Here is a 26,478-nt window from a genome sequence, read left to right on the forward strand (position 1 = left end):
CCCCCTCCCACATTGATGGCATTCCAGATTTCAGATCAGCCGAACAGCCACTTCCACAGCAGTACCAGAACAACCACCGCCAGCACCGGCCGCGCAATGCGGTAGGCCTTGGGATGCTTGCGCTTCCACTGCTTGACCTGGCCGCTGAACTTGTCGCTGAAGGTCTTGCTCCAGGCATACGCCTGGTTGATCCCGCCCACGCGCTCGTCGTCGAGATTCTGCGGCGCGGTCGCGCGTCCCAGTTGCTTGCTGACCCAACGGTTGATGCGGGTCATCAGGCGATTGCTCAACGGTCGCTCGATGTCACAGAACAGGATCACACGGGTCTTTTCAGTCTCGTTCTTCACCCAGTGCACGTAGGTTTCGTCGAACATCACGTCTTCGCCGTCGCGCCAGGCATACACCTGGCCGTCGACAAAGATGCGGCAGTCGTCGGAGTTCGGCGTGGACAGCCCCAGGTGATAACGCAAGGAGCCGGCGAAGGGGTCGCGGTGCGGGTTCAGGTGGCTGCCGCCCGGCAACAACGCGAACATTGCGCCCTTGACGTTGGGGATGCTGCTGACCAGCGCCACGGTTTTCGGGCACAGGGCCTCGGCCGATGGCAGCGGTTTGTCGTACCACTTGAGGTAGAAACGCTTCCAGCCCTTCTTGAAGAACGAACCGAAACCGGCATCGTTGTTCTTTTCGGCGGCGCGGATATAACCCTCGTCGAACAGGTGCATGGCCTCTTCGCGGATCACTTCCCAGTTGTCCTTGAGCACGTCCAGTTCCGGGAACTTGCTGCGGTCCAGGTAGGGCTTGGACGGCACTGCGGAAAACAGGTACATCAAGGCGTTATACGGGGCGAACAGCGCCGAATGGTTGACGAACTGACGCAACATCGGCAAACGGGCCTTGCCGCGCAGGTGCACATACAGCGTACTGCCGATAAACAGCAGCAACACCGACAGTTTGGCGGCCAAAGAAAAGGTCATGCAGCAACTCCTGAAAATAAGCGCCTGGCCAACAGCTTCCCGTCGCGGGGAAACCAGACGTAGCAGCCGGCCATGATAAACACTTGGCGCATTATGCAGAAGGCCCCTGCCGACCGGCTGACCTGGATCAACACGCCTTCCCCCTGTAGGAGCGAGCTTGCTCGCGAAGAACCTGAGAACGCCACGTTGAATCAGTAAACCCGCGTTATCGTTGACGTTCTTCGCGAGCAAGCTCGCTCCTACAGATGATTCACGCCTGGTTTTCCTGGTCGGTGAACAGGTCACTGAACAGCATGCTCGACAGGTAACGCTCGCCCGAGTCCGGCAGAATCACCACGATGGTCTTGCCCTGCATTTCCGGTTTCTCGGCCAGGCGCACCGCCACGGCCATGGCGGCGCCGCAGGAAATGCCGCACAAAATGCCCTCTTCCTGCATCAAGCGCCGGGCCATGGCCTTGGATTCGTCGTCGGTGACCAACTCGACGCGGTCGACCATCGACAAGTCGAGGTTTTTCGGCACGAAACCGGCGCCAATGCCCTGGATCTTGTGCGGGCTGGGCTTGATCTCTTCACCGGCCAGCGCCTGGGTAATCACCGGCGACACGGCGGGTTCCACCGCCACCGACAGGATCGGCTTGCCTGCGGTGTGCTTGATATAGCGCGACACACCGGTGATCGTGCCGCCGGTGCCCACGCCTGCCACCAGCACGTCCACGGCGCCGTCGGTGTCGTTCCAGATTTCCGGGCCGGTGGTTTTCTCGTGAATGGCAGGGTTGGCCGGGTTTTCGAACTGGGCCGGCATAAAGTAGGTGCTCGGGTCGCCGGCGACGATTTCGCCCGCTTTGTCGATGGCGCCCTTCATGCCCTTGGCCGGTTCAGTCAACACCAGCTCGGCGCCGAGGGCCTTGAGCACTTTACGGCGCTCGATGCTCATGGACGCGGGCATGGTCAGCAGCAGTTTGTAGCCGCGTGCCGCCGCCACGAACGCCAGGCCGATGCCGGTGTTGCCGGAGGTGGGTTCGACAATGGTCATGCCCGGTTTAAGCTTGCCGCTGCTTTCCGCGTCCCAGATCATGTTGGCGCCAATGCGGCACTTGACCGAGTAGCCGGGGTTACGCCCCTCGATCTTGGCCAGGATGGTGACCCCGCGCGGTGCGATGCGGTTGATCTGCACCAGGGGCGTATTACCGATGGAGTGCGCGTTGTCTGCAAAAATGCGGCTCATGACGGGTCCTGTTTGGCAATGTCGGAAAGGCCCCAAGGGTATGCCTCGTGCCACTAGGCGTCCAGTCGCAGGAACGTTGCGCGGGTTGCAGCAGTCCATCTCCTACGAGCAAGGAGAACTGCCCCATGAAACGTCGCTACAGTTGGCCGCTCTGGACCGTCGCCGGGCTGGTGCTGGTCCTGGTTGCCGCAAACATCGCGCTGCCTTACCTGGTGCGCAACTACCTGAATGAAAAGCTCGCCGACATGGGCGATTACCGTGGCGAAATTGCCGATGTGGACCTGGCCTTGTGGCGCGGCGCCTACCGGATCAACGGGCTGCAGATCGTCAAGGTGGACGGCAAGGTGCCGGTGCCGTTCGTCAAGGCGCCGCTGATCGAGTTCGCGGTGAGCTGGCATTCACTGTGGTACGACCATGCCGTCGTGGCCGAAGGGCATTTCGTACGCCCGGAAATCAACTTCGTCGACGGCGGCGCCAACAAGCAGGCGTCCCAGACCGGTAAGGGCACCGACTGGCAGGAACAACTGAGCAAGTTGTTGCCGATCACCCTCAACGAAGTGCGCATCGAAGACGGCAAGATCGCCTTTCATAACTTCAGTTCCAAGCCTGAGGTGAATATCAACGCCACCGGGGTCAATGCCAGTCTCTACAACCTGACCAACGTGGTGGACGTTGAGGGCAAGCGCGACGCGCGCTTCGAGGGCAAGGCGCTGCTGCAAGGCCAGGCGCCGCTGGAAGCCAGCGCCACCTTTGACCCGCTGAGTGATTTCGAAGAGTTCGAGTTCCGCTTTCGTGCCCGCGACCTGCAACTCAAGCGCATGAATGACTTCGCCTCGGCTTACGGCAAATTCGACTTCAAGGCCGGTACCGGCGACGTGGTCATCGAAGCCCAGGCCGAAAAAGGCCAATTGCGCGGCTACATCAAGCCACTGCTGCGCGATGTCGAAGTCTTCGACTGGCAGCAGGATGTGGAAAACAAAGACAAGAACATCTTCCGCTCGATCTGGGAGGCCGTGGTCGGCGCCAGCGAGACGGTATTGAAGAACCAGCGCAAGAACCAGTTCGCGACCCGGGTTGAACTGAGCGGCAGCGTGCACCAGCAGAATGTCAGTGCGTTTTCAGCAGTTATTGCCATTCTGCGCAACGGCTTTATCCAGGCCTTCAATGCTCGCTATGAACAACCCAAGCCCAGTGCCGATTAGAACTGTGGGAGCAAGCCCCCTCCCACATTTACCCCATTGGCCGGGAGATTGAAGTGACCGGCCATTCAGAGACTGAATAACCCGTCTGCGTTCACAGTCGCCGGGGCTGCGCGGTATAGTCGGGCATTGATGAATTCGAGGAATGACCGATGAAGTTCGAAGGCACCCAGGCCTATGTGGCTACCGATGACCTGAAACTGGCCGTCAACGCCGCCATCACCCTGGAGCGGCCGCTGCTGGTCAAGGGCGAACCGGGCACCGGCAAGACCATGCTTGCCGAGCAACTGGCCGAGTCCTTCGGCGCCAGGTTGATCACCTGGCACATCAAGTCCACCACCAAGGCCCACCAGGGTCTCTACGAGTACGACGCGGTCAGCCGCCTGCGCGACTCGCAACTGGGCGTGGACAAAGTGCATGACGTGCGCAACTACCTGAAAAAGGGCAAGCTCTGGGAGGCTTTCGAGTCCGAAGAGCGGGTGATCCTGCTGATCGATGAAATCGACAAGGCCGACATCGAGTTCCCCAACGACCTGTTGCAGGAACTCGACAAGATGGAGTTCTACGTCTACGAAATCGACGAGACCATCAAGGCCAAAAAACGCCCGATCATCATCATTACCTCCAACAACGAGAAAGAGCTGCCGGACGCCTTCCTGCGCCGCTGCTTCTTCCATTACATCGCCTTTCCCGACCGCACGACCCTGCAGAAAATCGTCGATGTGCACTATCCGGACATCAAGAAAGACCTGGTCAGCGAAGCGCTGGATGTGTTCTTTGACGTGCGCAAGGTGCCGGGCCTGAAGAAAAAACCCTCCACATCCGAACTGGTCGACTGGCTCAAGCTGCTGATGGCCGACAACATCGGCGAAGCGGTGCTGCGCGAACGCGATCCGACCAAGGCCATCCCCCCACTGGCCGGGGCCCTGGTGAAGAACGAGCAGGACGTGCAACTGCTGGAACGTCTGGCATTCATGAGCCGTCGCGGTAATCGATAATGTTGCTCAACCTGTTCAATGAAATGCGCGCCGCCAAGGTGCCCGTGTCGGTGCGAGAGCTGCTCGACCTGATCAATGCGCTGAAACAGCGCGTGACCTTCGCCGACATGGACGAGTTCTACTACCTGGCCCGGGCGATCCTGGTCAAGGACGAGCGGCATTTCGACAAGTTCGACCGGGCCTTCGGTGCCTACTTCAACGGCCTGGAAAAGCTCGATGACCACTTGCAGGCGCTGATCCCCGAAGACTGGCTGCGCAAGGAGTTCGAACGCTCGCTGAGCGATGAGGAGCGCGCGCAGATCCAGTCCCTCGGCGGCCTCGACAAACTGATCGAGGAATTCAAAAAGCGCCTGGAAGAACAGAAGGAACGCCACGCCGGCGGCAACAAGTGGATTGGCACCGGCGGTACCAGCCCCTTCGGTTCCGGTGGCTACAACCCCGAAGGCATCCGCGTGGGCGATGCCGGCAAGCGCCAGGGCAAGGCGGTCAAGGTCTGGGACCAGCGCGAGTACAAGAACCTCGACGACCAGGTTGAGTTGGGCACGCGCAATATCAAGATCGCCCTGCGCCGCCTGCGCAAGTTTGCCCGCCAGGGCGCGGCCGAAGAGCTGGACATCGACGGCACCATCGACCACACCGCACGCGACGCCGGGCTGCTGAATATCCAGATGCGTCCTGAGCGGCGCAACACCATCAAGCTGTTGTTGCTGTTCGACATCGGCGGCTCGATGGACGCCCACGTGAAAATCTGCGAAGAACTGTTCTCGGCGTGCAAAACCGAGTTCAAGCACCTGGAGTACTTCTACTTCCACAACTTCGTCTACGAGTCGGTGTGGAAGAACAACCAGCGGCGCACCTCGGAACGCACCTCCACCCAGGATGTGCTGCACAAATACGGCGCAGATTACAAAGTGATTTTCATCGGCGATGCGTCCATGGCGCCCTATGAGATCACCCAGGCCGGCGGCAGCGTCGAGCACTGGAACGAGGAGCCTGGGTATGTGTGGATGCAGCGGTTCATGGCCAAGTACAAGAAACTGATCTGGATAAACCCCTATCCCAAGGATACTTGGGGCTATACGGCATCGACGGCGATTGTGCGGGAGTTGGTGGAGGATCAGATGTATCCGCTGACACTTCGCGGGTTGGAAGAAGGCATGCGCTTTCTGTCGAAGTAGCTTGTAGCCGCACAGCGGCTACAGGCTCGCCATCAGCAGCGCCCGGCGTCGATCCAGCCGAACTTCAGAAACAGCGCGCAGAACTGTTTGACCAACTCAGCGTCCTGCCTGTTGGTCTTACCGTCGTTATTGACGTCCTGATTGATCACACTCCCGCCAAGGCCATTACCATCGGCATAAATGGCTGCGGTGTAGGCGATGCTTTCATCGGTCGGTGCCCCCTCGCCTTGATGAAAATGCAGCCGCACCGTGTCAGGCACGCCGTTGTCATCAAAATCCTGGGCAAATACCTTCAAATATTTATCGAACGGTGCATCGAGACTGAACCAGTTGAACGCAAGGAACAGCTGGGCCAACTCAATCGCCTGTGCACGGTCGAGAGCATCGACGACGCCGTCCTGGTTCACATCATCGGCGATCACCCAGTCCAACTTCCCATCATCGGTGATATCGAATGTCGTGGCCTGATGAACGAGTGTCGGCGCGCGGGTATCGTCGTGAAACTCAAGCGTAACCACATCAGGCACGTCGTTATCGTATACGTCCTGTGCGTAGATCTTCATGTAGCGCATGTTGAATCCTGATAGCAAATGAACCACCAAGCCTTTCATGCGCCTGCTTGTGAACCAATACGGCGATGGATTTAAGTCACGTGGGATAAATCCTGCACTGTCGTTGCCGCACGGCCTCAGCGATCAACTGAGCCGGCGTAGAAAGTCGAGGTGCTGGCGATGCGCCGTCTCTTGCACCACGGGCGCCAATCGTACCTTCTCGCCTGGAAGACACTGCGCCAGTCGCGCCAGCGCCAAGGGCGTCAACGCCCCCAGACGCGGATAGCCGCCAATGGTCTGCCGATCATTGAGCAACACAATCGGCTGCCCGTCCGGCGGTACCTGGATGGCGCCCAAGGGAATACCTTCGGAAATCAACGATGGCCCCTGGTACTGCAGCGGCGTGCCCAGCAAGCGCATGCCCATGCGGTCGGCGCGGCTGTCCAGGGCCCATTCGGTGTTGAACGCATCGAACAGGCTTTGGCCGCTGAACCGGCCGATCTGAGCGCCGACGATCACGTCCAGTGATGCACCGGATGGCAGATCCGGGTTGGCCTGCACCTTCATTGCGCCGCCCGTACCGGAATAAGCCAGGCGCCCGCCTTCAGCCAACGCCTTGCCGAAACCGTCTACGCCACCCAGTTCCTCACGTACTACGGTGGCGCAACTGCCCAACACAGCCGGCGCATCGAACCCGCCTGGTGCCGCCAGGTAAGCCCGCGCGCCTTTGAACGGCTGGGTGAAGCGCAGCCGCTGGCCCTTTTGCAGGATAAAGCTGCGCCCCGGGCTGATCGCCCGTTCATCAATGAAGGCGCCCAGGTCCGCACCGGCCAGGGCCAACAAACAGTAGTCCTCGGCCTGCACGGTAAAACCGCCCAGGGTAATTTCTATTACCGGCGCATCCAGGGCATTGTCCAGCAGCCAATTGGCCCATGACATCGACACCCAATCCAGCGCCCCGCCCTGGGTCACGCCAAGGTGGCGTACGCCGAAACGACCGGCGTCCTGCAACAGGCACAGCGGTGTGCTGGCCTCAATGATCAAGCGGCTCATGCCTGCGCCTCCAGAGGCGTGTCATCGCCGCCCAGGTTGACGAACTCAGCGTGGCCGACCGCCTCGAAACGCACCGTATCGCCGGGCTGCATCAGGCTGTAGCCGTCGCGTTCGCGGTCGAACAGTGTCGCCGGGGTGCGTCCGATCAGGTTCCAGCCGCCGGGGGATACGACCGGGTAGGCGGCGGTTTGCCGCTCGGCGATGCCCACGCTGCCGGCCGCTACGCGTTTGCGTGGGGTGTTGAGACGCGGCGTGGCGAGGATCTCGTCCACCAGTCCCATAAAGGCAAAACCGGGGGCGAAACCCAGGGCGAACACTTGATACAGGTGGTCGCTGTGGCGACGAATCACCTCATCCACAGCCAGTCCGCTGCGCCGGGACAGCAAGGTCAATTCCGGGCCGACACTGAGGTCGTACCACACCGGCAGCACATGGCACCGGCCAGCGCCCTGGGCCTGGGGTTGCAGGTCGGTCAGGGCATGCTCGATCAACGCCCGGGCCTGGCCCGGGGTCAACGCCACGAGGTCGTAATGCACCATCAAGGTGGTGTAGGACGGCACCAGGTCCACTAACGCTGCGCCGAACCCGCTGCGCAGGCGCTCGGTGGCGGCGAGCATCCACGGCATGTTGGCTTCGGCAATCGCGTCAAACAGGCGCACCATCAGGCAGTCGATGGCCGCCACTTCAATCCGTGGTTTCATGCTGGCTTCAACGCTTGGCGAATACGCTGCACCGCCGCGACCGAGCTGGCGTTGTCGCCATGCACGCATAAGGTATTGGCCTGCAGCACCAGCGCGCCGCCATCGCTGGCGACCAGCGGCTCACCACGGGAAAGGGTCAGGGCCTGCTGGACGATGGTCTCGGCGTCATGATGCACCGCGCCCGGCAACTGGCGCGAAACCAGATGGCCCCGGCTGTCATAGGCGCGGTCGGCGAAGGCTTCGAACCACAGGGTCACGCCGTACTCATCGCCCAGGGCCTGGGCCGCGCTGTTGTCGCGCGTGGCCAGCAGCATCAGCGGCAGGTCGCCATAGGCCGCCACGGCCTGGATCACCGCACGCAGTTGGGCGGGGTTGGCCATCATGTCGTTGTACATCGCGCCATGGGGTTTCACGTAGCTGACGCGCCCGCCTTGTGCGCGGCAGATGCCGTCCAGCGCACCGATCTGGTAGTGCATCAGGTCCTGGATTTCCTGGGGGGTGTACTGCATGGAGCGGCGGCCGAAACCTTGCAGGTCCTGATAGGCCGGGTGCGCGCCCACTTGCACGCCATGCTTGAGTGCCAGGCGGACGGTCTTGCGCATGATGCTCGGGTCGCCGGCATGGAAGCCGCACGCCACGTTGGCGCAGTCGATGAACGGCATGACTTGGGCGTCCAGACCCAGGGTCCAGTTGCCGAAGCTTTCGCCGATGTCGCAATTCAATAGCAGGCGGCTCACGGGGTCGCTCCTGTAGGCTTTGTTTTTTTGTAGTGTGGGATCTTTTACCAACATCTCGCAACGATGTTGTCCTGAACCCCAACGACGCTTATCGTGGAACGGCTCGATTTTTGGCGCCGGCACGCCGCGGCGTCCAACTAATAAAAACCGATCCATGCATAAGAAAAAGTTGATCCCATGAATTTGAAGTTCCTCGAAACCTTCGTCTGGGTGGCCAAGCTCAAGAGTTTCCGCCTGACCGCCGAAAAGCTGTTCACCACCCAGGCGTCGATCTCCAGCCGCATTGCGGTGCTGGAGAGCGAGTTGGGGGTGAAGCTGTTTCTGCGCGATTCGCGCGGTGTGAGCCTGACCCCGGAAGGCTTGAAGGTGCTCGATTATGCCGAGCAGATGATGGTGACCCTGCAGGGTTTGAAGCAGTCCCTGGAAACCACCAGCAGCAAGGTCGGACGCATTCGGATCGGCGCAATGGACACCGTGATCCACACCTGGCTCAGCCCGTTGGTCGCTGAACTGATGACCCTGTTCCCGCGGGTTGAAATCGAACTGGTCGCCGATACTGCGCTGAACCTCAGCGATCAGCTGCAAAAAGGCTTCCTGGACCTGATCCTGCAAACCGACCTGCTGCGCCTTGAGAGCGTGCGCAGCCTGGAACTGGGCAGCCACCCCATGGCCTGGATTGTCGCCAGCCAGTCGATCTATAACCGCGATTACGCCTCCCTCGCCGAACTGGCCCAGGAACGCATCATCACCTACTCGAAAAACTCCTGTCCCCATCAGGATGTGTTGAGTTTGATGCAGGCCAACGGCGTCGCCGCACCGCGCATGAACTGCGTCAACTCGGTATCAGCCATCACCCGGCTACTGCGCGATGGCTTCGGCATTGGCGCGCTGCCGCCGGTGCTGGTCAGCGAAGAGCTGGCACGGGGCGAGCTGGTAATGCTGGCGATAGCGCAGCAACTGCCGAACCTGCAGGTGGTGGTGTCGTGGCGCGTGGGGGTGGAGTTGGTGGAGGAGATTGTGGGGTTGTGCCAGAAGGTCGTCGCCCGCTATGCCGAGGAAGTCGGTAAAGAGCGGATGGTACTGAGCAACTGACTGAACCGGGTCCAAATGTGGGAGGGGGCTTGCCCCCGATCGCGGTGGGTCAGCTAAACATATGTTGGCTGACACACTGCAATCGGGGGCAAGCCCCCTCCCACATTGGATGTGTGTCAGGACTTAGAGACCCTTCAGGTCCCGCTCTTCAATCGGCCGGCTCTGGCGCAGGCGCCGGCCGCCCAGCACCACCCAGTCGATCAGGCGATACAGGCATTCGATACCGAACGACAGCAACATCGCCCCGCCCAGGCCCCAGCCCATGGCCTCGGGCGTCAGCAGGATCTGGTAGCTGTAGCCATTCCAGGTTTCCAGGCGAATATCCGGATCAGCCGCCACCGCCACCTGCAGGGCGCGAATGTACCAAGGGCCCTGCATGGCCTGGAATTGCTTGTCCAACGCCAGTTGACGGTCAAGCATCGCGCCCAGGCTGCTGGCGTCGCTCTGGAAGACCGGGTCATCGCTGGCACGGTAATGCGCCACCAGCGCTTGCATGTCACCGTTGAAGAACTGCTGCGCGGTGGACTCAAACCCGCGCAGGCCCGTCTGGGCCTCGATCAGGTGGGCTTCGACGCGCTTGGCGTAATCGTTGATGAACCCCGGCACTTGCACGCCGACCAACAAGCCTATGGCAAACAGCACCAACCGCAGATAGCTGAGCAACATGGTCGATTCCTTATTCGGTAACGCCCTGGCTGACGCATTCTCCGCGTCGCCACAGGCTCCATTGGCCCGGTTCGTAGCGGGTCCAGTTTTCGTTGTCGGTCAGCGGTTCGGTGGCGATGACCGTTACCACGTCGTTGGGGGTGGTTTCGGCCTGAAAATCGACGATCACGTCGACATCTTTCAAGCGAGCCGGGCCAAAGGGCGCGCGCCGGGTAATCTGCGCCAGTTTGGTCGAGCAATAGCAAAACAGCCAGTCGCCATCGCTGAGCAGGCAGTTGAACACGCCTTTGCTGCGGTATTCGGCGCAGGCGGCGATCAGGTCCGGCAGCATCTGCTCGATATCCACCGGCTCCGGGAAGGCTTCGCGCACGCGGTTGAGCAAGTCGCAGAACGCCGCTTCACTGTCGGTGTCGCCCACCGGCCGATAGAAGGTGGCGCGGGGGCTGAAGTCCGCCAGTTGGCCATTGTGCGCAAAACACCAGTTGCGCCCCCACAGTTCGCGCACGAACGGGTGCGTATTGGCCAGGCTCACCTTGCCCACATTGGCCTGGCGGATATGGCCGATCACCACTTCGCTCTTGATGGGATAGCGCTGCACCAGCAGGGCGACTTCCGACTCGCTGCTCGCGGCCGGGTCCTGGAACAGCCGCAGGCCACGGCCTTCGTAGAAGGCGATGCCCCAACCGTCGCGGTGGGGGCCGGTTCGCCCGCCCCGCTGCATCAGCCCGGTGAAGCTGAACACGATATCGGTGGGGACGTTGGCACTCATGCCCAATAATTCACACATGCCAGGGCTCTCGCTGCAGGGCGGACAACGTTAAAGGCGCGGTTCGACCCGCATGCCGGAGGCGGGGGCCGGGCGACGGAACGGTTCGTCTTCCTCAGGCTCCGCAGCCAGCGCGGCATCCGTGGCGGCCTTGCGCTCACGGCGGGCGTTGGCGGCGCGCTCGATGGGCCAGCGGATCAGCACGAACACGATGTACAGCGCAAACACGATCATGGTGTACATGAACAGGTCGGAGATGGCGCGCCAGGCGTTATTGCCGACCTTGAGCAGCAGGTCCAGGGCAGTGATCGCCACGGCGGGCGCGAACTGGGTCTTGATCGGGTCGACAATGGTGGGGCTGAGCAACAGCACCGCCATCAGTAACTGCAACGGCTCACGCAACCAGCGCCAGATCCAGCGGGTCATGCGCCACCACACCAACAGGCAGCCCAAAGCGGCGAAGGCGTAAAGGCCCCAAGCGGTCAGATAGTCGTTCTCGGTCATGGTGTCCATGGCAAGGCTGGCAAAGAGGCGGCTATGATAACGGCTTTTGCGTGTCGCGGCTGCAATGCCGGCCACCGTCCGCCCGATAGAGAATTATCCATGCCTATTTCGACCGCACCGATTGCCCGCAAAGCCCAAGGTTCAGACCCGTACGCCTGGCTGCAGGAACGTGACAGCCCTGAGGTGCTCGATTACCTCAAGGCGGAAAACGCCTGGCAGGAGACCCAACTGGCCGACCAGCAGGCACTGCGCGACACTCTGTTCGAAGAGATCAAGGGCCGTATCCTGGAAACCGACTTGTCCCTGCCCTCCCCTTGGGGCCCGTACCTTTACTACACGCGCACCACCGCCGGTGACGAATACGCGCGTCACTACCGCTGCCGGCGCCCGGCCGATGACAGCAACCAGGTGGATGAGCGCAGCGAAGAACTGCTGCTGGACCCGAACGTGCTGGCCAATGGCGGCTTTTTCTCCCTCGGCGCGTTCAGCATCAGCCCCGACCATCAGCGCCTGGCCTACAGCCTCGACACCACCGGTGAAGAGATCTACACCCTGTACGTGAAGGAATTGGCGACAGACAAGGTCAGTGAGCTGGCATTCGACAACTGCGACGGCAGCATGACCTGGGCCAACGACAGCATCACGCTGTTTTTCGGCGAACTGGACGACACCCATCGTCCGCACAAGCTTTACCGCTACCGCCTGGACGGCACGGCGGCGCAGGAAGTGTTCCACGAACCCGACGGACGCTTCTTCCTGCATTGCTACCGCTCCAGCTCCGAGCGCCAATTGCTGTTGGCCCTGGGCAGCAAGACCACCAGCGAGATCTGCGCCCTCGACGCCGACCAGCCGCACCTGGACTTCACCTGCCTGGCGCCGCGGGTGGAAGATCACGAATACGATGTCGACCACGGCCAGTTGAACGGCCAGTGGACCTGGTTTATCCGCAGCAACCGCGACGGTATCAACTACGCGCTGTTCGTCGCGCCTGACAGCGGCACGCCCCCGACCGAAGCCGACTGGCAGAACCTGATCCCCCACAGCGACGAGGTGATGCTCGACGGCGTCAGCCTCAACGCCAGCGCCATGACCCTGAGCCTGCGCATCGGCGGCCTGCCGGTGATCGAAGTGCACCCCGAGGGCGTACCGGCCTATCGCGTGGAACTGCCTGACGCGGCTTACAGCCTTTACGTACAGAACAGCCTGGAATTTGCCAGCGACAGGATTCGCCTGCGCTATGAAGCACTGAACCGTCCGGCCCAGGTGCGCCAGTTGGAACTGGCCAGCGGGGCACAGCAGGTGCTCAAGGAAACCCCGGTACTCGGTGAGTTCAACGCTGACGATTATGTCAGCCAGCGTCTGTGGGCCACGTCCGCCGACGGTACCCAGGTGCCGATCAGCCTGGTGGTCAAGCGTGACCAGCTCGGCCAGACGACGCCGCTGTACCTGTATGGCTACGGCGCCTATGGCTCGAGCCTGGACCCATGGTTCTCCCATGCGCGCCTGAGCCTGCTGGACCGAGGCGTGGCGTTTGCCATCGCGCACGTGCGCGGCGGTGGCGAGCTGGGTGAAGCCTGGTACCGCAACGGCAAGCAGGAACACAAGCAGAACACCTTCAGCGATTTCATCGCCTGCGCCGAACACCTCATCGCCCAGGGCCTGACCACCGCCAACCAGTTGGCGATCAGCGGCGGCAGCGCCGGCGGCCTGTTGATCGGTGCAGTACTCAACCAACGCCCGGAGCTGTTCCAGGCAGCGATCGCCGAAGTGCCGTTTGTCGATGTGCTCAACACCATGCTCGACCCGGAACTGCCGCTGACCGTCACCGAGTACGACGAATGGGGCAACCCGCAGGAGCCCGAGGTGTATGCGCGCATCAAGGCCTATGCGCCGTACGAAAACGTGCGTGCCCAGGCCTACCCGCACATGCTGGTGATTGCCGGTTACAACGACAGTCGCGTGCAGTATTGGGAAGCGGCCAAGTGGGTGGCCAAACTGCGCGACACGAAGACGGACGACAACCTGCTGCTGCTCAAGACCGAGCTGGGCGCCGGTCACGGCGGCATGAGCGGTCGTTACCAGGGATTACGTGACGTAGCGCTCGAATATGCCTTCGTGTTCAAGGCGCTCGAGCTGATTTAGGAACGTATGATTGAAGAGCTTGGTCGGGCGGCCCTGTCTGAACACAGGACGCCCTCGCAACAGTTTTAACCGCCGGGCGTCTTCGGCTTGCTGTCGTTCTGCTGCAGGCCCGGGACCGTCTGGTCCTTGGGCGGCGCCGGCAGCACGATCGGCGCCAGGGGCGGCGAGCCGTTGGTCTTGGGCACGGCGGGCGGCGTGACCTGCGGGTACAACGTGGGCGTTGGCGTGCCCGGCGCGCCGGGGGTTGGCGCGGGTGCGACCGGTACGGTTTGCAACTCCTGCGCCTGCGCCGCACCCAATGTGAGCGCGCCAAGCACAATGACCGTTAGAATGCTGCACTTCATCGATGGCTCCATGGCCTGACCGGAATGTCACAAGGCTACTCCCAACCGCGCAAGAATGCCCTTCCCAATGAGATTTCCATGAAACGTTTCGTTCTGCTGGACACCACTCCGATCCCCGACAACGGCGGTGCCTTGTGCCTGTTCGAATACGGCGAGGATTTCGTCATCAAGATCCAGGGCGGTGACGGCGGCCAGTTGATGAACACGCGCATGCACGGTTCCGAAGATGCTCTGGCGGAAATTCCGTGCCGCAAGGTCGCCGGTCGTCCGGGTTCACGGGTGCTGATCGGTGGCCTGGGCATGGGGTTTACCCTGGCTTCGGCGCTCAAGCACCTGGGCAAGAGCGCCGAAGTGGTGGTGGCCGAATTGGTGCCGGGCGTGGTGGAGTGGAACCGTGGGCCGCTCGGCGAAAAGTCCGGCCGCCCTTTGCTCGACCCGCGCACGGTGGTGCGCATGGAAGACGTGGCCAAGGTGCTGCAGGCCGAGCCCCAGGGGTTTGATGCGATCATGCTGGACGTCGATAACGGCCCTGAAGGCCTCACGCAAAAAGCCAACAGCTGGCTGTATTCCGCCGGTGGCCTGGCCGCCTGCGCCAAGGCCCTGCGCCCCAAGGGCGTGCTTGCGGTGTGGTCGGCCAGCGCCGACAGACTGTTCAGCGACAAACTGCGCAAGGCCGGTTTCAAGGCCGAAGAAGTGCAGGTGTTTGCCCATGGCAACAAAGGCACGCGACACACCATCTGGATTGCGGAAAAGCTCAAGGGCTAATTGCGCTGTGATTAGCTAGAATCAACCTGTCCGTGACCACCCAATAGCCAGGAGCCATGATGAGCTCGACCAACCCGCCCTCCCACACCGCCAAGCTGGACCGCATCCTTGCCGATGCCCAGCGCGACCGGGAAATGGGCTACCGCGACAAAGCCCTGAAAATGTACCCCCACGTGTGCGGCCGCTGCGCCCGTGAATTCGCCGGCAAGCGCCTGAGCGAACTGACCGTGCACCACCGCAACCACAATCATGACGACAATCCCCAGGATGGCTCCAACTGGGAACTGCTGTGCCTGTACTGCCATGACAACGAGCACTCGCGCTACACCGACCAGCAGTACTTCGGCGAAGGCTCCACCAGCAGCCCGACGATTGCCAAGGCGACGCACAACCCGTTTGCGGCGTTGGCGGGGTTGATGAAGAAAGACGACTGAGATCATCGTTGGCTGTACCGGCCTCATCGGGGGCAAGTCGAATCGTCGCACCGCCCCTCCCACATTTTGGAATGCATTCCCCTGTGGGAGGGGCTTGCCGCCGATAGCGATCGCCCAAGCACCACACTGCCCAAGACCGTATAATCGCGGTTTTTCCTGCAAGGCACCCTTCCCCGTGGGCAATAAACGCTACAGCTGCATCGGTCTGTATAACCCCAAATCCCCGGAAAATGTCGGCTCGGTGATGCGCGCCGCCGGCTGCTACGGCGTGGCTTCGGTGTTCTATACCGGCGTGCGTTACGAGCGCGCGCGGGATTTCATCACCGACACCAAGAAGGTGCATCACGACATTCCGCTGATCGGCATCGATGACCTGAAAAAGATCCTGCCCCTGGGCTGCATCCCCGTCGCCGTGGAACTGGTGGAAGGCGCCCGCCCGCTGCCCGAATACACCCACCCCGACCGCGCGCTGTACATCTTCGGCCCCGAAGACGGCTCGCTGGACAAAGAGATTCGCGACTGGTGCGAGGACGTGGTCTACATCCCGACCACCGGCTGCATGAACCTCGCCGCCACCGTCAATGTGGTGCTCTACGACCGCCTGGCCAAGGGCAATAACACCCGCTCGGGCCCCAAATACTGAAAGCCGGGGACGCAAATAGCGGGAACATCCGGCCATCACCAACAGTCAGCTAATGACACTTATCTTTGTTGGAGACGGATCATGAGCGACAGCAAAACCCTGCGACCTGTGATTGAACACCTGCAGCCGGACGAGCAGCGCCCCCAGAATGTGCACGGCTGGGAACGCATCGGCTCGGTAGCCGGTGGCGTGATGTTGGTCGGCAAAGGCCTGCGCCGTGGCGGGCTCTTCGGGCTGATCCAAGTGGCGATTGGCGGCGTGGCGCTGGCACGCGGTTTCACCGGCCACAGTTCGCTCAAGGACAAGCTCGAGCAAGGCCGCCAGGAAATGAACAGCGTACGTACCAAGATCGAGCGAGCGGGCGCGGAGCTGAAGAACCTGAAGACCAAGGCTGAAGTGGCGGCTGAAAAAGCGGTGAAAACCACGGGCTGAGTTCAGCGAGCCCTAATGCCAGTCAGTCAAGGCTTTTTGTAGGAGCGAGCTTGCTCGCGAAAAACGTCAACGATAACGCGTGCTTTCTGAATGATCGCGGTGCCTGTGAGTTTTTCGCGAGCAAGCTCGCTCCTACAGAGATCAGTGCAGCAGTTTGCTATCGAGCACCACCGACGACTCGCCAATGATATTCTCGGCCAGTTGCACAAACTCCTTCGTGGTCACGCTGCCCGCGCGCATCACCGCTTGCGCCAGGTCATCCAGCGAGCGCTTGTTATGGGTTTTCACGCGGATCTCGCGGTCCAGTTCCTGCAACACCACCACCGCCCGTGACACTGTTGCGCCACTGACGTGTTCGCCACGCAGGCTGGGCACAGCCTTGCCCTCCTTCGTCAGGCGCGTCTGTATCGCCTGATACCGCTCATCGGTGATTCCCCCGGCGCGACGGACCAGTTCAATGGCGTAGTACCCGGCCAGGCCTTCGCTGATCCAGTCACTGCTGTCGTGGTCATTGAAACGGGCGACGGCCTGCACCACTTCGCGGATCAACGGGCTGCTGCCGTCTTCACTGATCAGCGGCGTGCGGCTGTTGAGGTAGACCGAGTCACGCGCCGAAAAGGCGCCACGGCGCATCGGGTCGCTGGCGCCCACCACCAACAGTTTGGCCGGGTGGCGCGGGAACGCGGCTTCCACTTGCGGCCACACGAAGGTCAGCAGCGTCAACACATCCATACGCCGCATGCCCTGCCCCTTGGGCGACGTCACGGTGACGTCGGTCTGCCCCAGGCGCATGCGCCGGCTGCCCAGGCTACCGGCGAGCATCCAGCCGGTGGGGCGGTCGAACAGGCGGGACACGTTGTCGATGCGGAACCTGTTCTTGCCGATACGCGGCCAGGCGGTCTCGATGCTGTTCCAACCCGGCGGCAGGTCGAAGATCAGGCGCGCGACCAGCTCGACACCCTCCTGCTGGTCCAGCCGTGCGGCGGGCACCAGGTCGTCGCCGCGAAACAGCGCCCAGGCCGGCGTCATGCGCGCTTCGTAGGTGCCGGCTTTATGCGCGTGGCCCAGACGTACGCGGTAGGTCAGGCTGGCCTTGTCAGCGCTGGGTTGCCAGTGACCCCGACGACCATCGACCTTCCATTGCCCATCGGCCTTGAAATCGCTGTAGTCGCCGTCGCGGCCAAGGTCGAAATCCAGGCTGCGCACCGCAGAGCCCTGGGACAGGCTCACGCGCACCTCGGCCTGATCGCTCTGGGGCAGAAGTTTGACGTGGTAATCCAGGTCGACTTTTTTGGCGCACCACGCCGGCATGCTCAGCGCCAGCAACAGCGCCACTGTCGCCAGCTTGAATCCCACCTTCATACGCACTCCTGGTTAACCCGCGCGGAAGATCAGGTAATCCTCCCAGTCGTCCTCTGGCACGCTGCCTTCGCTGAGCATGCGCCCGGACTGGGAAATGCGTTCGTGGTGCACGGCGTCGCGGTCGCCGCAGACCAGGTGGTGCCACAATGGCAAATCCTTGCGCTCGCTGACCAGGCGATAACCGCAGGTGGGCGGCAGCCACTTGAACTGGTCGGCCTGCCCGGGCGTGAGCTGGATGCAGTCCGGCACCGACGCCCGACGATTGGGATAGTCGGTGCACTGGCAGGTTTTCAGGTCCAGCAGTTTGCAGGCGATGCGCGTGTAATAGACGCTGTTGTCGTCTTCATCCTCAAGCTTTTGCAGGCAGCACAGGCCACAGCCGTCGCACAGCGATTCCCATTCCTCCTGGTCGAGGTGTTCGAGGGTTTTGCGTATCCAGAAAGGTTCGACTTTGGCGGCCATGGCTCTGCATCAGTATCGGTAGGTTCAAAGGCCGCCAGTCTAGTGCCCAAGCCCCTCGGGGCCAAGCGCTTGCGACTGGCGGTGTAACAACACTTGTCAGTCTAGTGGCCGCGCAGTAGTTTTGAGCGCCGAATTGACGATCAGGAACTGCTCATGACCCGTGTTGCCGACTATCCGATCCACACCCAGTTCACCGAACGCTGGTCGCCTCGCGCCTTTACCGGCGAGAGCATCTCCAAAGAAACCCTGCTGAGCTTCTTCGAGGCGGCGCGCTGGGCACCTTCGGCCTACAACTCGCAGCCCTGGCGCTTTCTCTACGCCCGCCGCGACACGCCGGACTGGGAGCGCTTCCTGGGTTTGCTCAACGAGTTCAACCGGGGCTGGGCGCAGCATGCGTCGGCACTGGTGATCATCGCCTCGAAGACCGACTTCGTCGCCCCCGGCGCCACGGAAGAAACCCCGGCCCTGTGGCACACCTTCGACACCGGCGCCGCCTGGGCTCACCTGGCCTTGCAAGCCAGCCTCGCCGGCTGGCACACCCATGGCATGGCCGGCTTCGATCAGGAACTGACCCGCCAGGCGCTGAAGATCCCCGCAGGCTATGCGCTGCACGCCGCCGTGGCAGTGGGCAAGCTGGGCGACAAGTCGAGCCTGCCCGAGTACCTGCAAGGCCGCGAAGCGCCGAGCCCGCGCAAGCCGCTGAGCGAGCTGGTTTCGGAAGGTGACTTCAACCTCTGAGTTATGCGCAGAACCCATGAATGCCAGTTTGTAGGAGCGAGCTTGCTCGCGAAAAACGTCAACGATAACGCGTGCTTTCTGCATGAACGCGGTGCCTATGAGTTTTTCGCGAGCAAGCTCGCTCCTACAGGCTGGCATTAGGGCTTGCCCCTCCCACATTTTTTACCGTGTCGTATCAGTAGCCGCGCTCGAAATCCACTTCCCCGCGCAGGGCTTGTTTGGCCTGATACGCCCGCACGTTCTGCACGAACAACTCCACCATCATTGCCGGCGAGGTCGGGGCCGAGCTGTGCCCGGTCAACAGCAAGCCCCACGCCGTCCAGAACGGGTGGCGTTGCGGCAGCGGCTCCTGGCGACAGACGTCGATCACCGCTCCGGCCAGGTGTCCCTCCTTGAGGGCTTCGACCAGATCGGCATCCACCACCGCCACACCGCGCCCGACGTTGATGAACAAGGCAGTCGGCTTGAATTGCTTGAACAGTGCGGCGTCGTACAGGTCATGGGTGTCAGGGGTGTTGGGCAGCAGGTTGATCACATAATCCACCTCCCCCACCAGCCGGCCCAATTGATCGAGCCCGGCGACTTCGATAAACGGCGCCTGCTCGCGGGCCTGGCTGGCGATGCCATACAGCTTGACGCCAAACGGCAGCAGGAACTGCGCTACGCTCTGGCCAATGTCGCCGGTGCCGACCACAAGCACCTTGCGCCCGGCCAGGCTCTGGCCCTGGCGGCTGTCCCACTTGCGCTCGACCTGGCTGACCAGCCGCGCCAATACTTCACGCTCGTGCCCGAGCATGTAGGTCAGGACGAATTCAGCCATGACCTGGCCAAAGATGCCGACCGCGCGGGTCAGGCGATAATCACGCGGCAGGCCTTCGGCCAATAGGGGCGTAATGCCGGCCCAGGTCGACTGCAACCATTGCGGATGGTGGCCCTGGCGCAACAGCGTCGCCAGCAGGTCCGGCTGGCCCAGCCATACCGGGGAATCGGCGGCCAGACGCGAGAGTTCGGCCGAGTTGCCGCTGGTCAGCACCTCAAGGTCCGGCGCGGCTTCGCGAAGCAATTGGGCGTAGAGCGGGTGATCCTGTTCAGCAATCAGAACACGCATGGTTCAAACCTTTCAAAAACAGTGCGGACGGCCGCCCGCATCCTTACGGCCACCGTCCTCTAATACAATTCCATTCAAGCCTGCGCCCTGAGACGGGCGCTGATCGATCACATCGGGTCGTTGCGGCGCAGCAGCTCTTCAGGCAGGTGCTCGATGTACTCGTCCTCGGCGGGCGGCATTTGCAGGTGATAGCCCTGCTGGTCGAGGTTTTCCAGGACCACGGCGATGTCCTCGCGTGACAGTTTGCGCTCGGGCGTCAGCACCATGTCGAAGGCGTGATGCGGCTTGCCAAAGGCGACCATCAACGGCTCCGGCACTCGCTCCAGGGCGTCGCTCTTGAGGACATAAAGGTACATGCCGTCTTTTTTCAGGCTGCGATAAATCGAGCAAATACGTTTCAAGGCTGTTCTCCGGCATTGGCCAGGCTGTCGAGCAGCACCTGGCCCATCAATTCGCGACGCCAGCCACGCAGCGAATCGGGTAATTGGTAAGGCCCATCGGGATAGCCACTTTTGACCAGGGCTTCGAGGGTTTTCTTGCGCAGCATCAGTTCCGGCGCCATGTCCAGGCGCTCGGCGAACGCCTGGCCCAGGGCGCGCAGTTGCTTGATCAGCGCGGCGGCGTCGACCGGCAGCGGTTCAGGTACGGCAGGCGGCCATTGGTCCATGGGCACGCTGCCCGCACGCTTGATCAGGTCGAGCAGGAACTGGCCGTCCTGACGCACGGTGCGCGGGTGCATGTCTTCGATCTTGCCCAGGGCGGCGAGGTTATCCGGCTGGGATTTGGCCAGGGGCCATAACGAGTGCTCACGCACGATGCGGTTGCGCGGCAGGTCACGGGCGCGGGCTTGCTGCTCGCGCCAGGCGCACAGTTCACGCAATACGGCGAGCTGGGCGCGGGACAGCTTCCACGCCAGCTTGGCGTCGCGGTACACCTCGTACGGGTCGACTTCGCGGCGCAGGTTGGCCACCAGTTCGGCGCCGTCTTCCAGTACCCAGGCGTATTTGTCATCGCTCAATTGCGGGCGCAGGCGGATGTAGACTTCGGCCAAGTGCACGGCGTCTTCGGCGGCATAGCTCACCTGGGTTTCGGACAAGGGCCGCTGCAGCCAGTCCGAACGCGTCTCGCCCTTGGGCAGGTCGATATCGAGCACCGCCTGCACCAGCCGCGAGTACCCCATGGAGAACCCGAGGTTCAGGTAAGCAGCAGCCAACTGGGTGTCGAACAACGGCGCCGGCAGGCTGCCGGTCAGACGCAACAGCACTTCCAGATCTTCGCTGCAGGCATGTACCACCTTGATCACACCCGGGTTTTCCAGCAAGGCGGCCAAGGGTTGCCAGTTGTCGATGGTCAGGGGATCGATCAGATACGCGCGCACGCCATCACCGATCTGGATCAGCCCGGCAATGGGGTAGAAGGTGTCGACCCGCATGAATTCGGTGTCGAGGGCGACGAATGGCAACTGCTGCCATTGGGCGCAATGCTGGCCGAGGCTATCGTTGTCGCAGATCCAGTGAATATCGATGGCCACACGGCTCTCCCTTGAAGAATGGCGCGCAGTATATATCGCGAAAGGGACTTGCGAGCATCCGCAGTGCACAGGCAACCGCGAAAACTCAGACAGAAGAGGAAGAATAATCCGACAGGCGGAAGCTATCACCTCTGAAGCTATCCCCTCTTACGCAGGACGTAGACACACCAGAGTTTGGAGCCGGGCAGGAACTCCCGCTGATTCAAGACTTTGAAGCCGGCCTGGCGAAACTCCTCCTCAACCGGGATACGCGCGTCCACGGACACAATCACCGTGTCGCGGCTGACTCGGTGGAATTCCCGCAGCAAGGCCAGGCGCACCTCGGTATCGGGCGCATGGCGAAACAACTCCAGGCAGAAGATGCAATCCACCGCATTCGCCGACAGACCAATGGAAAACGCTGAGCCCGGGAATGTCTTGACGCGTTTGAGCAACGCCGCCGAGTGATGGGTGCGGGCGTGGTCGAGCATGTCCTGGGAAGGGTCCGACGCCAGGATCACCCGATTGACGTGCTCAGCCAGCACCGGCCAGAACCGCCCGGAGCCGCAGGCAAGGTCGAGGATCAACCCGGGCTCCCCGGCGACCTTCAACGCATGGCGCACCAACCGTGCATCGCGCCACGCGGCCAGACGCTGCAACAGCCCGGGCGGATCGGTATCACCACAGACCCTGGCATGCTCACGGTCATAGCGCTCGGTGAATTCGGTCTCGATGGAGGATGGAGGTTGTGGCGACATCGCGGGCTCATGGTGGACAAAACGGAAGTAAAACGACCTTGATCGGCAGCTTAACCACTGCAACGTGAAAAAAAGGTCGAAAGCCGCAACGCCGTCAATCCCGCACCTTGCCACCCTGCCCCGCGCTGGAAATAATGTCCGCCCGACCTGCCCCAAGGACTCGACCGCATGAAAGCTCCTCTAGCCCTGTGTGTACTGGCGAGCGTGGCCACCACCGCCCTGGCCGATACCAGCCCGTCACGCCTGGACGAGGTCATCGAGCGTGGCACGCTGACGGTGTGCACCACCGGCGACTACATGCCCTACACCTCGCTGCGTGCCGATGGCCGCTACCAGGGCATTGATATCGCCATGGCCGAGTCCCTGGCCAAGAGCCTCAACGCGACGGTCACCTGGGTGCCGACCACCTGGAAAACCCTGATGCCGGACTTCCTGGCCCAACGCTGCGACATCGCCGTCGGCGGGATTTCGGTGTCACTGGAGCGCCAGAAAAAAGCCTTCTTCAGCCAGCCGCTCGGTGTCGACGGCAAAATCCCGCTGGTACGTTGCGCCGACGTGCAGCGCTACCAGAGCGTCGAGCAAATCAACCAGCCCCAGGTGCGCGTGATCGAACCGGCGGGCGGCACCAATGAAGTGTTTGCCCGCGCCCATCTGGGCCAGGCGCAGATACGCCTGCACGACAACGTGAGCATTTTTGACGAACTGCTGGCGGGCAAGGCCGACGTGATGATCACCGACGCCAGCGAAGCGCGTTACCAGCAAAAGCAAAAACCGGGACTGTGCGCGGTCAACCCCGATCGGCAGATGCAATACAGCCAGAAAGCCTTCCTGCTGCCGCGCGACGATGTGGCCTGGAAAAGCTACGTCGACCAATGGTTGCACTTGAGCGTGGCGACCGGCGTGTATGACGGCATTGTCAGTCAGTGGCTGGCGGCGCCTTGATCAGCTCGACAAAGGCCGCGCACGCGGCGCTGCGATAGGCGCCCCTGCGGCTGAGCAGCCCTACGGTGCGGTGCGGCAGCGGCGGCTCGATGGCCACGGCGTGCAACCCGGCCTGGGCCAGGGCCAGTGCGCGGGGCAGGATGGTCGCCAGTGAAGTGTTACGCACGATTTCAATGATCGCGCCGATGGAGTTGGCCTCCATGACGATGCGCGGTGTCACGCCCTGCCGGCGGCAGTAGTCATCGATATAGCGGCGCGTGGCAAACCCCGGATCGAGCAGGACCAGCGGCTGCTCGAACCCTGCCGACCGATTCACCTCGGGCGAATCCGCCCGCACCACCACGCTCAAGGCCTCGGCAAACAATGCCTCACACTCGATATCCGGCCCGTGCTCGCCGGCAAAGCCGATGCCGATATCCAGCAAATCCTCGCCCAGCGCGGCTTCGATGCGGTCCTGGGTCAACTCTTCGACGCTCAAGGTGATGCCTGGGTACAGCCCATGGAACCGCGCCAGCAACGGGCCGATCAGGTAAGCGGTAAAGGTCGGGGTCATCGCCAGGCGCAGATGCCCGCGGCTCAAGTCCTGTACGTCATGCATCGCACGGGTGCCGGCCTCCAGGTCCTGCAAGGCCAGCCGGGCAAAGCGTACATAAGCCTGCCCCGCATCCGTCAGGCTGACGCTGCGCCCGGTACGATCGAGCAGCGGCGCGCCCAGGGTGTCTTCAAGTTGCTTGATCTGTTGTGACAAGGTCGGCTGCGACACATGCAGCGCCTGGGCCGCGCGGGTGAAATTGCGGTGCTCGGCAACGGCCAGCAAGTAACGGATATGGCGCAACAGCATCAACGACGCTCCAACTATAGGCAGGGCTTATAGAAACCATAATAAGCCGGTCTTGGACGCTATAGACGAAAACTTCCATCCTTGCCCATCAGTCACGCAAGGAGAAACCCTCATGCAGCACCTCATCGACGGCTTTCGCAAATTCCAGCGCGAAGCCTTTGCCCAACGCAGCGACCTGTTCAAACACCTGGCCACCACGCAAAACCCCGGCACGCTGTTCGTGTCGTGCTCCGACAGCCGTGTCGTCCCGGAACTGCTGACCCAGCAGGAACCCGGCGACCTGTTCGTCATCCGCAACGCCGGCAATATCGTGCCGTCCTACGGGCCGGAACCGGGCGGCGTATCGGCCACGGTCGAATATGCGGTGGCGGTACTCGGCGTAAGCGACATCGTGATCTGCGGCCACTCCGACTGCGGCGCAATGACCGCCATCTCCACCTGCACCTGCCTGGACCACCTGCCTGCGGTAGCCAACTGGTTGCGCCATGCCGAGACGGCCAAGGTGATCAACGCCGCCCGCCAGCACGTCTCGGACGCGGCGCGCCTGGATGCCCTGGTGCGTGAAAACGTGGTCGCTCAATTGGCTAACCTCAAGACTCACCCATCCGTCGCCCTGGCGCTGGAGCAAGGCCGGCTGAACCTGCACGGCTGGGTATACGACATCGAAACCGGTGGCATCGACGCACTGGACGGACGCAGCGCACGCTTCGTGTCCCTGCTCGAACACCCGACCACCCGCGCTCACGCCGCCTGAACCTATTCAACCCAAGAGGACTTCATCATGCTGCAATCGAACTTTTCCCAAACCCCTCGCCTGGCCCTGGCCGACACCGTCATCGACCTCAAGGCACGCAAGGACCTGTCCTGGCAGGACCTCGCCGACGGCACCGGCCTGAGCCTGGCCTTCGTCACCGCCGCCCTGCTCGGCCAGCATCCACTGCCCAAGGACGCCGCCGACGTAGTGTGCGCCAAACTCGGCCTGGACGAGGACGCCAGCCGCCTGCTGCAAAGCGTGCCCCTGCGCGGCAGCTTCCCCGGCGGCGTGCCGACCGATCCGACAATGTACCGGTTCTACGAAATGCTGCAGGTCTACGGCTCCACCCTCAAGGTCCTGGTGCATGAGCAGTTTGGCGACGGCATCATCAGCGCGATCAACTTCAAGCTCGACATCAAGAAAGTCGAAGACCCGGACGGAGGTTCGCGCGCGGTGATCACCCTGGACGGTAAATATCTGCCAACCAAACCCTTCTGATCGTTCGCCGAACCGTCTACGCTCTTGTCATTCCAACAAGACCGAGGGACGGGTAGATGAACACACTGCTACGACTCGCCTGGCTGCTGCTGTTGTGCGGCAGCCAGGTGCACGCCGACACGGCCAATGACGCCGACGCTCAAGCGGCCAAGGCGTTGCTGGAAAAGGCCCTGGTTTACTACCAGAACAATGGCGACAAGGCGTTGGCCGCTTTCAGCCGCCAGGGCGAATTCATCGACCAGGACCGTTACGTCTTCGTGGTCGACACCAAAGGCGTGCTGCTGGCCAGCGGCGGCCCCTCCTCGGCCTTGATCGGTCGCGACGTGTCCGAAGTCCTCGGGCCTGATCTGCAAGCCTCGTTCAAACACGCCATCAGCGCACCCGAAGGCCAGGGTATCCAGCAGGCCGATTATCGCTGGCAGAACTGGAATGACGGCAAGGTCGAACACAAGCACGTGTTTTACCAGCGGGTGGGCGAGCGCATCCTGGCGGTCGGCTATTACCTGCCACGGGCCACGCCGGAGCAGGCGCGGGCGCTGCGCAACAAGGCGGTGAACGCGCTGGTGAAGGACGAAGCGGGGACGCTCAAGGCGATCAACTCATTGCAGGGTGGTTTCCTGCAGGATGATCTCTACGTGTTCGTGGTTGACCTGGATACCCGGCGCTATGTGGCACACGGCACCAACCTGCGTTTGATCAATACCGATTTCGCCAAGGTCAACGACCCGGATGGCCGGCCTGTCGGGGAGCCGATCCTTGCGTTGATGGGAGAGCAGGATCAGGGGGAATATAAATACCGCTGGAAGAACCCGGTGACCGGGAAGATTGAGAATAAGCATGCTTATGTGCGCAAGGCCGGGCATTTGATGGTGGCGGTGGGGTATTACAGTCCCTGATTCGTCTGGCGAGTACCTATCTAACGCATATGTACGCTGTTGGCTTTATGTGGGAGGGGGCTTGCCCCCGATGAGCATAGGTATCTACACAACTCAGGAGCGCCCAACCGCAACCACGATGCGAAGCGAGCCGCTCTTGATCTTGATCTGCTTTTGATCTCAGGCGCCCCGTTAAACCACGCTGGCCGAACGCAGGCTTGAATCC

31 protein-coding genes are annotated in these 26,478 nt (G+C 62.0%); 14 read left to right on the forward strand and 17 right to left on the reverse strand.

The window, feature by feature from the left end:
- Positions 1–35: 35 nt before the first annotated feature.
- Positions 36–974 carry an aspartyl/asparaginyl beta-hydroxylase domain-containing protein gene (locus BFQ00_RS00670; protein WP_065886324.1) on the reverse strand — a complete coding sequence of 313 codons (939 nt, stop codon included), beginning with the start codon at positions 972–974 and terminating at the stop codon, positions 36–38.
- Positions 975–1,224: 250 nt separating this feature from the next.
- Positions 1,225–2,199: a cysteine synthase A gene (gene cysK, locus BFQ00_RS00675; protein ID WP_065886323.1), complete on the reverse strand. Its 975-nt coding sequence runs from the start codon at positions 2,197–2,199 to the stop codon at positions 1,225–1,227.
- 125 nt (positions 2,200–2,324) lie between these two features.
- On the opposite strand from cysK, the gene BFQ00_RS00680 reads away from it, so the two are divergent.
- The 3 genes from BFQ00_RS00680 to BFQ00_RS00690 all read left to right on the forward strand — a co-directional run bounded on the left by BFQ00_RS00680 (position 2,325) and on the right by BFQ00_RS00690 (position 5,574).
- The gene (locus tag BFQ00_RS00680) at positions 2,325–3,401 is read left to right on the forward strand and encodes a DUF748 domain-containing protein (RefSeq protein ID WP_065886322.1); all 1,077 of its coding nucleotides are present in this window, start codon (positions 2,325–2,327) and stop codon (positions 3,399–3,401) included.
- A 149-nt stretch (positions 3,402–3,550) separates the two neighbouring features.
- Positions 3,551–4,396, forward strand: a complete 846-nt coding sequence (locus BFQ00_RS00685; RefSeq protein WP_003189627.1) for an AAA family ATPase — start codon at positions 3,551–3,553, stop codon at positions 4,394–4,396.
- Complete coding sequence (locus tag BFQ00_RS00690) at positions 4,396–5,574, forward strand: vWA domain-containing protein (protein WP_065932335.1); 1,179 nt, start codon at positions 4,396–4,398, stop codon at positions 5,572–5,574. Before BFQ00_RS00685 ends, BFQ00_RS00690 begins: the two co-directional genes overlap by 1 nt.
- 32 nt (positions 5,575–5,606) lie before the next feature.
- On the opposite strand, the gene BFQ00_RS00695 is transcribed toward BFQ00_RS00690, so the two are convergent.
- The 4 genes from BFQ00_RS00695 to BFQ00_RS00710 all read right to left on the reverse strand — a co-directional run bounded on the left by BFQ00_RS00695 (position 5,607) and on the right by BFQ00_RS00710 (position 8,616).
- Positions 5,607–6,146: a hypothetical protein gene (locus BFQ00_RS00695; protein WP_065886320.1), complete on the reverse strand. Its 540-nt coding sequence runs from the start codon at positions 6,144–6,146 to the stop codon at positions 5,607–5,609.
- Between the two features lie 123 nt (positions 6,147–6,269).
- Entirely contained in the window at positions 6,270–7,178 is a 909-nt protein-coding gene (locus tag BFQ00_RS00700; RefSeq protein ID WP_065932336.1) for a 5-oxoprolinase subunit C family protein, read from the reverse strand.
- Positions 7,175–7,879 (reverse strand): 5-oxoprolinase subunit B family protein, encoded by a 705-nt coding sequence (locus tag BFQ00_RS00705; RefSeq protein WP_065932337.1) that lies wholly within the window; start codon positions 7,877–7,879, stop codon positions 7,175–7,177. Before BFQ00_RS00705 ends, BFQ00_RS00700 begins: the two co-directional genes overlap by 4 nt.
- The gene (locus BFQ00_RS00710) at positions 7,876–8,616 is read right to left on the reverse strand and encodes a 5-oxoprolinase subunit PxpA (RefSeq protein WP_065932338.1); all 741 of its coding nucleotides are present in this window, start codon (positions 8,614–8,616) and stop codon (positions 7,876–7,878) included. Before BFQ00_RS00710 ends, BFQ00_RS00705 begins: the two co-directional genes overlap by 4 nt.
- A gap of 177 nt (positions 8,617–8,793) precedes the next feature.
- Here BFQ00_RS00710 and BFQ00_RS00715 point away from each other — a divergent pair, with 177 nt between their 5' ends.
- Positions 8,794–9,708, forward strand: a complete 915-nt coding sequence (locus tag BFQ00_RS00715; protein WP_065932339.1) for a LysR family transcriptional regulator — start codon at positions 8,794–8,796, stop codon at positions 9,706–9,708.
- Positions 9,709–9,831: 123 nt separating this feature from the next.
- Here the strand turns inward: BFQ00_RS00715 and BFQ00_RS00720 are convergent, their stop codons facing one another.
- From BFQ00_RS00720 to BFQ00_RS00730, 3 genes are read right to left on the reverse strand one after another with little or no spacing between them, the layout of a single operon-like run.
- A complete protein-coding gene (locus BFQ00_RS00720; protein WP_065886315.1) occupies positions 9,832–10,374 on the reverse strand; it encodes a DUF2937 family protein in 543 nt (180 codons plus the stop codon).
- Positions 10,375–10,384: 10 nt separating this feature from the next.
- A complete protein-coding gene (locus BFQ00_RS00725) occupies positions 10,385–11,161 on the reverse strand; it encodes a class II glutamine amidotransferase (RefSeq protein WP_065886314.1) in 777 nt (258 codons plus the stop codon).
- Positions 11,162–11,191: 30 nt separating this feature from the next.
- Positions 11,192–11,719, reverse strand: coding sequence for an MFS transporter (locus tag BFQ00_RS00730; protein ID WP_065893512.1), 528 nt, complete (start codon positions 11,717–11,719; stop codon positions 11,192–11,194).
- Between the two features lie 24 nt (positions 11,720–11,743).
- On the opposite strand from BFQ00_RS00730, the gene BFQ00_RS00735 reads away from it, so the two are divergent.
- Positions 11,744–13,786: a S9 family peptidase gene (locus BFQ00_RS00735; protein WP_065932340.1), complete on the forward strand. Its 2,043-nt coding sequence runs from the start codon at positions 11,744–11,746 to the stop codon at positions 13,784–13,786.
- 65 nt (positions 13,787–13,851) lie between these two features.
- On the opposite strand, the gene BFQ00_RS00740 is transcribed toward BFQ00_RS00735, so the two are convergent.
- A complete protein-coding gene (locus BFQ00_RS00740; RefSeq protein ID WP_065893510.1) occupies positions 13,852–14,130 on the reverse strand; it encodes a hypothetical protein in 279 nt (92 codons plus the stop codon).
- Positions 14,131–14,208: 78 nt separating this feature from the next.
- Between BFQ00_RS00740 and BFQ00_RS00745 the strand changes: the two genes are divergently transcribed.
- From BFQ00_RS00745 to BFQ00_RS00760, 4 genes are all read left to right on the forward strand, one after another.
- A complete protein-coding gene (locus BFQ00_RS00745) occupies positions 14,209–14,895 on the forward strand; it encodes a spermidine synthase (RefSeq protein WP_065886310.1) in 687 nt (228 codons plus the stop codon).
- 59 nt (positions 14,896–14,954) lie between these two features.
- Complete coding sequence (locus BFQ00_RS00750) at positions 14,955–15,329, forward strand: YajD family HNH nuclease (RefSeq protein ID WP_003210675.1); 375 nt, start codon at positions 14,955–14,957, stop codon at positions 15,327–15,329.
- 175 nt (positions 15,330–15,504) lie between these two features.
- Positions 15,505–15,972 carry an RNA methyltransferase gene (locus tag BFQ00_RS00755; RefSeq protein ID WP_003189607.1) on the forward strand — a complete coding sequence of 156 codons (468 nt, stop codon included), beginning with the start codon at positions 15,505–15,507 and terminating at the stop codon, positions 15,970–15,972.
- Positions 15,973–16,053: 81 nt separating this feature from the next.
- Positions 16,054–16,404: a YgaP family membrane protein gene (locus BFQ00_RS00760; RefSeq protein ID WP_065886309.1), complete on the forward strand. Its 351-nt coding sequence runs from the start codon at positions 16,054–16,056 to the stop codon at positions 16,402–16,404.
- A gap of 141 nt (positions 16,405–16,545) precedes the next feature.
- Here the strand turns inward: BFQ00_RS00760 and BFQ00_RS00765 are convergent, their stop codons facing one another.
- Entirely contained in the window at positions 16,546–17,766 is a 1,221-nt protein-coding gene (locus tag BFQ00_RS00765) for a hypothetical protein (protein WP_065932341.1), read from the reverse strand.
- Between the two features lie 12 nt (positions 17,767–17,778).
- Positions 17,779–18,228, reverse strand: coding sequence for a YcgN family cysteine cluster protein (locus BFQ00_RS00770; RefSeq protein ID WP_003172524.1), 450 nt, complete (start codon positions 18,226–18,228; stop codon positions 17,779–17,781).
- Positions 18,229–18,381: 153 nt separating this feature from the next.
- On the opposite strand from BFQ00_RS00770, the gene BFQ00_RS00775 reads away from it, so the two are divergent.
- Complete coding sequence (locus tag BFQ00_RS00775) at positions 18,382–18,966, forward strand: nitroreductase family protein (protein WP_065932342.1); 585 nt, start codon at positions 18,382–18,384, stop codon at positions 18,964–18,966.
- A gap of 175 nt (positions 18,967–19,141) precedes the next feature.
- On the opposite strand, the gene BFQ00_RS00780 is transcribed toward BFQ00_RS00775, so the two are convergent.
- From BFQ00_RS00780 to BFQ00_RS00795, 4 genes are all read right to left on the reverse strand, one after another.
- A complete protein-coding gene (locus BFQ00_RS00780) occupies positions 19,142–20,074 on the reverse strand; it encodes a D-2-hydroxyacid dehydrogenase (RefSeq protein WP_065932343.1) in 933 nt (310 codons plus the stop codon).
- 107 nt (positions 20,075–20,181) lie between these two features.
- Positions 20,182–20,475, reverse strand: coding sequence for a YcgL domain-containing protein (locus BFQ00_RS00785; protein ID WP_065886305.1), 294 nt, complete (start codon positions 20,473–20,475; stop codon positions 20,182–20,184).
- The gene (rnd, locus tag BFQ00_RS00790) at positions 20,472–21,605 is read right to left on the reverse strand and encodes a ribonuclease D (protein WP_065932344.1); all 1,134 of its coding nucleotides are present in this window, start codon (positions 21,603–21,605) and stop codon (positions 20,472–20,474) included. Before rnd ends, BFQ00_RS00785 begins: the two co-directional genes overlap by 4 nt.
- A gap of 137 nt (positions 21,606–21,742) precedes the next feature.
- Entirely contained in the window at positions 21,743–22,342 is a 600-nt protein-coding gene (locus tag BFQ00_RS00795) for a class I SAM-dependent methyltransferase (RefSeq protein WP_065886303.1), read from the reverse strand.
- Between the two features lie 168 nt (positions 22,343–22,510).
- Between BFQ00_RS00795 and BFQ00_RS00800 the strand changes: the two genes are divergently transcribed.
- Complete coding sequence (locus BFQ00_RS00800) at positions 22,511–23,284, forward strand: transporter substrate-binding domain-containing protein (protein WP_065932345.1); 774 nt, start codon at positions 22,511–22,513, stop codon at positions 23,282–23,284.
- On the opposite strand, the gene cynR is transcribed toward BFQ00_RS00800, so the two are convergent.
- Positions 23,259–24,125, reverse strand: a complete 867-nt coding sequence (cynR, locus tag BFQ00_RS00805) for a transcriptional regulator CynR (protein WP_065932346.1) — start codon at positions 24,123–24,125, stop codon at positions 23,259–23,261. The two genes, BFQ00_RS00800 and cynR, sit on opposite strands and share 26 nt — an antisense overlap.
- 112 nt (positions 24,126–24,237) lie before the next feature.
- Between cynR and BFQ00_RS00810 the strand changes: the two genes are divergently transcribed.
- Genes BFQ00_RS00810 through BFQ00_RS00820 form a run of 3 tightly spaced genes read left to right on the forward strand, consistent with a single transcriptional unit; the run spans position 24,238 to position 26,273 of the window.
- Positions 24,238–24,879 (forward strand): carbonic anhydrase, encoded by a 642-nt coding sequence (locus BFQ00_RS00810; RefSeq protein ID WP_065932347.1) that lies wholly within the window; start codon positions 24,238–24,240, stop codon positions 24,877–24,879.
- A 27-nt stretch (positions 24,880–24,906) separates the two neighbouring features.
- On the forward strand, positions 24,907–25,377 hold the full coding sequence (cynS, locus tag BFQ00_RS00815; protein WP_065932348.1) for a cyanase: 471 nt from the start codon (positions 24,907–24,909) through the stop codon (positions 25,375–25,377).
- 56 nt (positions 25,378–25,433) lie between these two features.
- Positions 25,434–26,273 (forward strand): cache domain-containing protein, encoded by an 840-nt coding sequence (locus BFQ00_RS00820; protein WP_065932349.1) that lies wholly within the window; start codon positions 25,434–25,436, stop codon positions 26,271–26,273.
- The last annotated feature ends 205 nt before the right edge of the window (positions 26,274–26,478 follow it).

It is taken from the genome of Pseudomonas sp. 28 E 9, assembly GCF_900004785.1.
Lineage (GTDB): Bacteria > Pseudomonadota > Gammaproteobacteria > Pseudomonadales > Pseudomonadaceae > Aquipseudomonas > Aquipseudomonas orientalis_A.

Bases quoted from the DNA above. Each gene is read 5' to 3' on its own strand.
- BFQ00_RS00695 (WP_065886320.1), bottom strand. From the start codon at position 6,146: ATGCGCTACATGAAGATCTACGCACAGGACGTATACGATAACGACGTG.
- BFQ00_RS00740 (WP_065893510.1), bottom strand. From the start codon at position 14,130: ATGAAGTGCAGCATTCTAACGGTCATTGTGCTTGGCGCGCTCACATTG.
- BFQ00_RS00700 (WP_065932336.1), bottom strand. From the start codon at position 7,178: ATGAGCCGCTTGATCATTGAGGCCAGCACACCGCTGTGCCTGTTGCAG.
- BFQ00_RS00685 (WP_003189627.1), top strand. From the start codon at position 3,551: ATGAAGTTCGAAGGCACCCAGGCCTATGTGGCTACCGATGACCTGAAA.
- BFQ00_RS00765 (WP_065932341.1), bottom strand. From the start codon at position 17,766: ATGAAGGTGGGATTCAAGCTGGCGACAGTGGCGCTGTTGCTGGCGCTG.
- BFQ00_RS00750 (WP_003210675.1), top strand. From the start codon at position 14,955: ATGAGCTCGACCAACCCGCCCTCCCACACCGCCAAGCTGGACCGCATC.
- BFQ00_RS00770 (WP_003172524.1), bottom strand. From the start codon at position 18,228: ATGGCCGCCAAAGTCGAACCTTTCTGGATACGCAAAACCCTCGAACAC.
- cynS (WP_065932348.1), top strand. From the start codon at position 24,907: ATGCTGCAATCGAACTTTTCCCAAACCCCTCGCCTGGCCCTGGCCGAC.
- BFQ00_RS00810 (WP_065932347.1), top strand. From the start codon at position 24,238: ATGCAGCACCTCATCGACGGCTTTCGCAAATTCCAGCGCGAAGCCTTT.
- BFQ00_RS00720 (WP_065886315.1), bottom strand. From the start codon at position 10,374: ATGTTGCTCAGCTATCTGCGGTTGGTGCTGTTTGCCATAGGCTTGTTG.
- BFQ00_RS00775 (WP_065932342.1), top strand. From the start codon at position 18,382: ATGACCCGTGTTGCCGACTATCCGATCCACACCCAGTTCACCGAACGC.
- BFQ00_RS00800 (WP_065932345.1), top strand. From the start codon at position 22,511: ATGAAAGCTCCTCTAGCCCTGTGTGTACTGGCGAGCGTGGCCACCACC.
- BFQ00_RS00725 (WP_065886314.1), bottom strand. From the start codon at position 11,161: ATGTGTGAATTATTGGGCATGAGTGCCAACGTCCCCACCGATATCGTG.
- BFQ00_RS00670 (WP_065886324.1), bottom strand. From the start codon at position 974: ATGACCTTTTCTTTGGCCGCCAAACTGTCGGTGTTGCTGCTGTTTATC.
- BFQ00_RS00780 (WP_065932343.1), bottom strand. From the start codon at position 20,074: ATGCGTGTTCTGATTGCTGAACAGGATCACCCGCTCTACGCCCAATTG.
- cynR (WP_065932346.1), bottom strand. From the start codon at position 24,125: ATGCTGTTGCGCCATATCCGTTACTTGCTGGCCGTTGCCGAGCACCGC.
- BFQ00_RS00680 (WP_065886322.1), top strand. From the start codon at position 2,325: ATGAAACGTCGCTACAGTTGGCCGCTCTGGACCGTCGCCGGGCTGGTG.
- BFQ00_RS00690 (WP_065932335.1), top strand. From the start codon at position 4,396: ATGTTGCTCAACCTGTTCAATGAAATGCGCGCCGCCAAGGTGCCCGTG.
- BFQ00_RS00705 (WP_065932337.1), bottom strand. From the start codon at position 7,879: ATGAAACCACGGATTGAAGTGGCGGCCATCGACTGCCTGATGGTGCGC.
- BFQ00_RS00795 (WP_065886303.1), bottom strand. From the start codon at position 22,342: ATGTCGCCACAACCTCCATCCTCCATCGAGACCGAATTCACCGAGCGC.
- BFQ00_RS00760 (WP_065886309.1), top strand. From the start codon at position 16,054: ATGAGCGACAGCAAAACCCTGCGACCTGTGATTGAACACCTGCAGCCG.
- BFQ00_RS00820 (WP_065932349.1), top strand. From the start codon at position 25,434: ATGAACACACTGCTACGACTCGCCTGGCTGCTGCTGTTGTGCGGCAGC.
- BFQ00_RS00745 (WP_065886310.1), top strand. From the start codon at position 14,209: ATGAAACGTTTCGTTCTGCTGGACACCACTCCGATCCCCGACAACGGC.
- BFQ00_RS00715 (WP_065932339.1), top strand. From the start codon at position 8,794: ATGAATTTGAAGTTCCTCGAAACCTTCGTCTGGGTGGCCAAGCTCAAG.
- cysK (WP_065886323.1), bottom strand. From the start codon at position 2,199: ATGAGCCGCATTTTTGCAGACAACGCGCACTCCATCGGTAATACGCCC.
- BFQ00_RS00735 (WP_065932340.1), top strand. From the start codon at position 11,744: ATGCCTATTTCGACCGCACCGATTGCCCGCAAAGCCCAAGGTTCAGAC.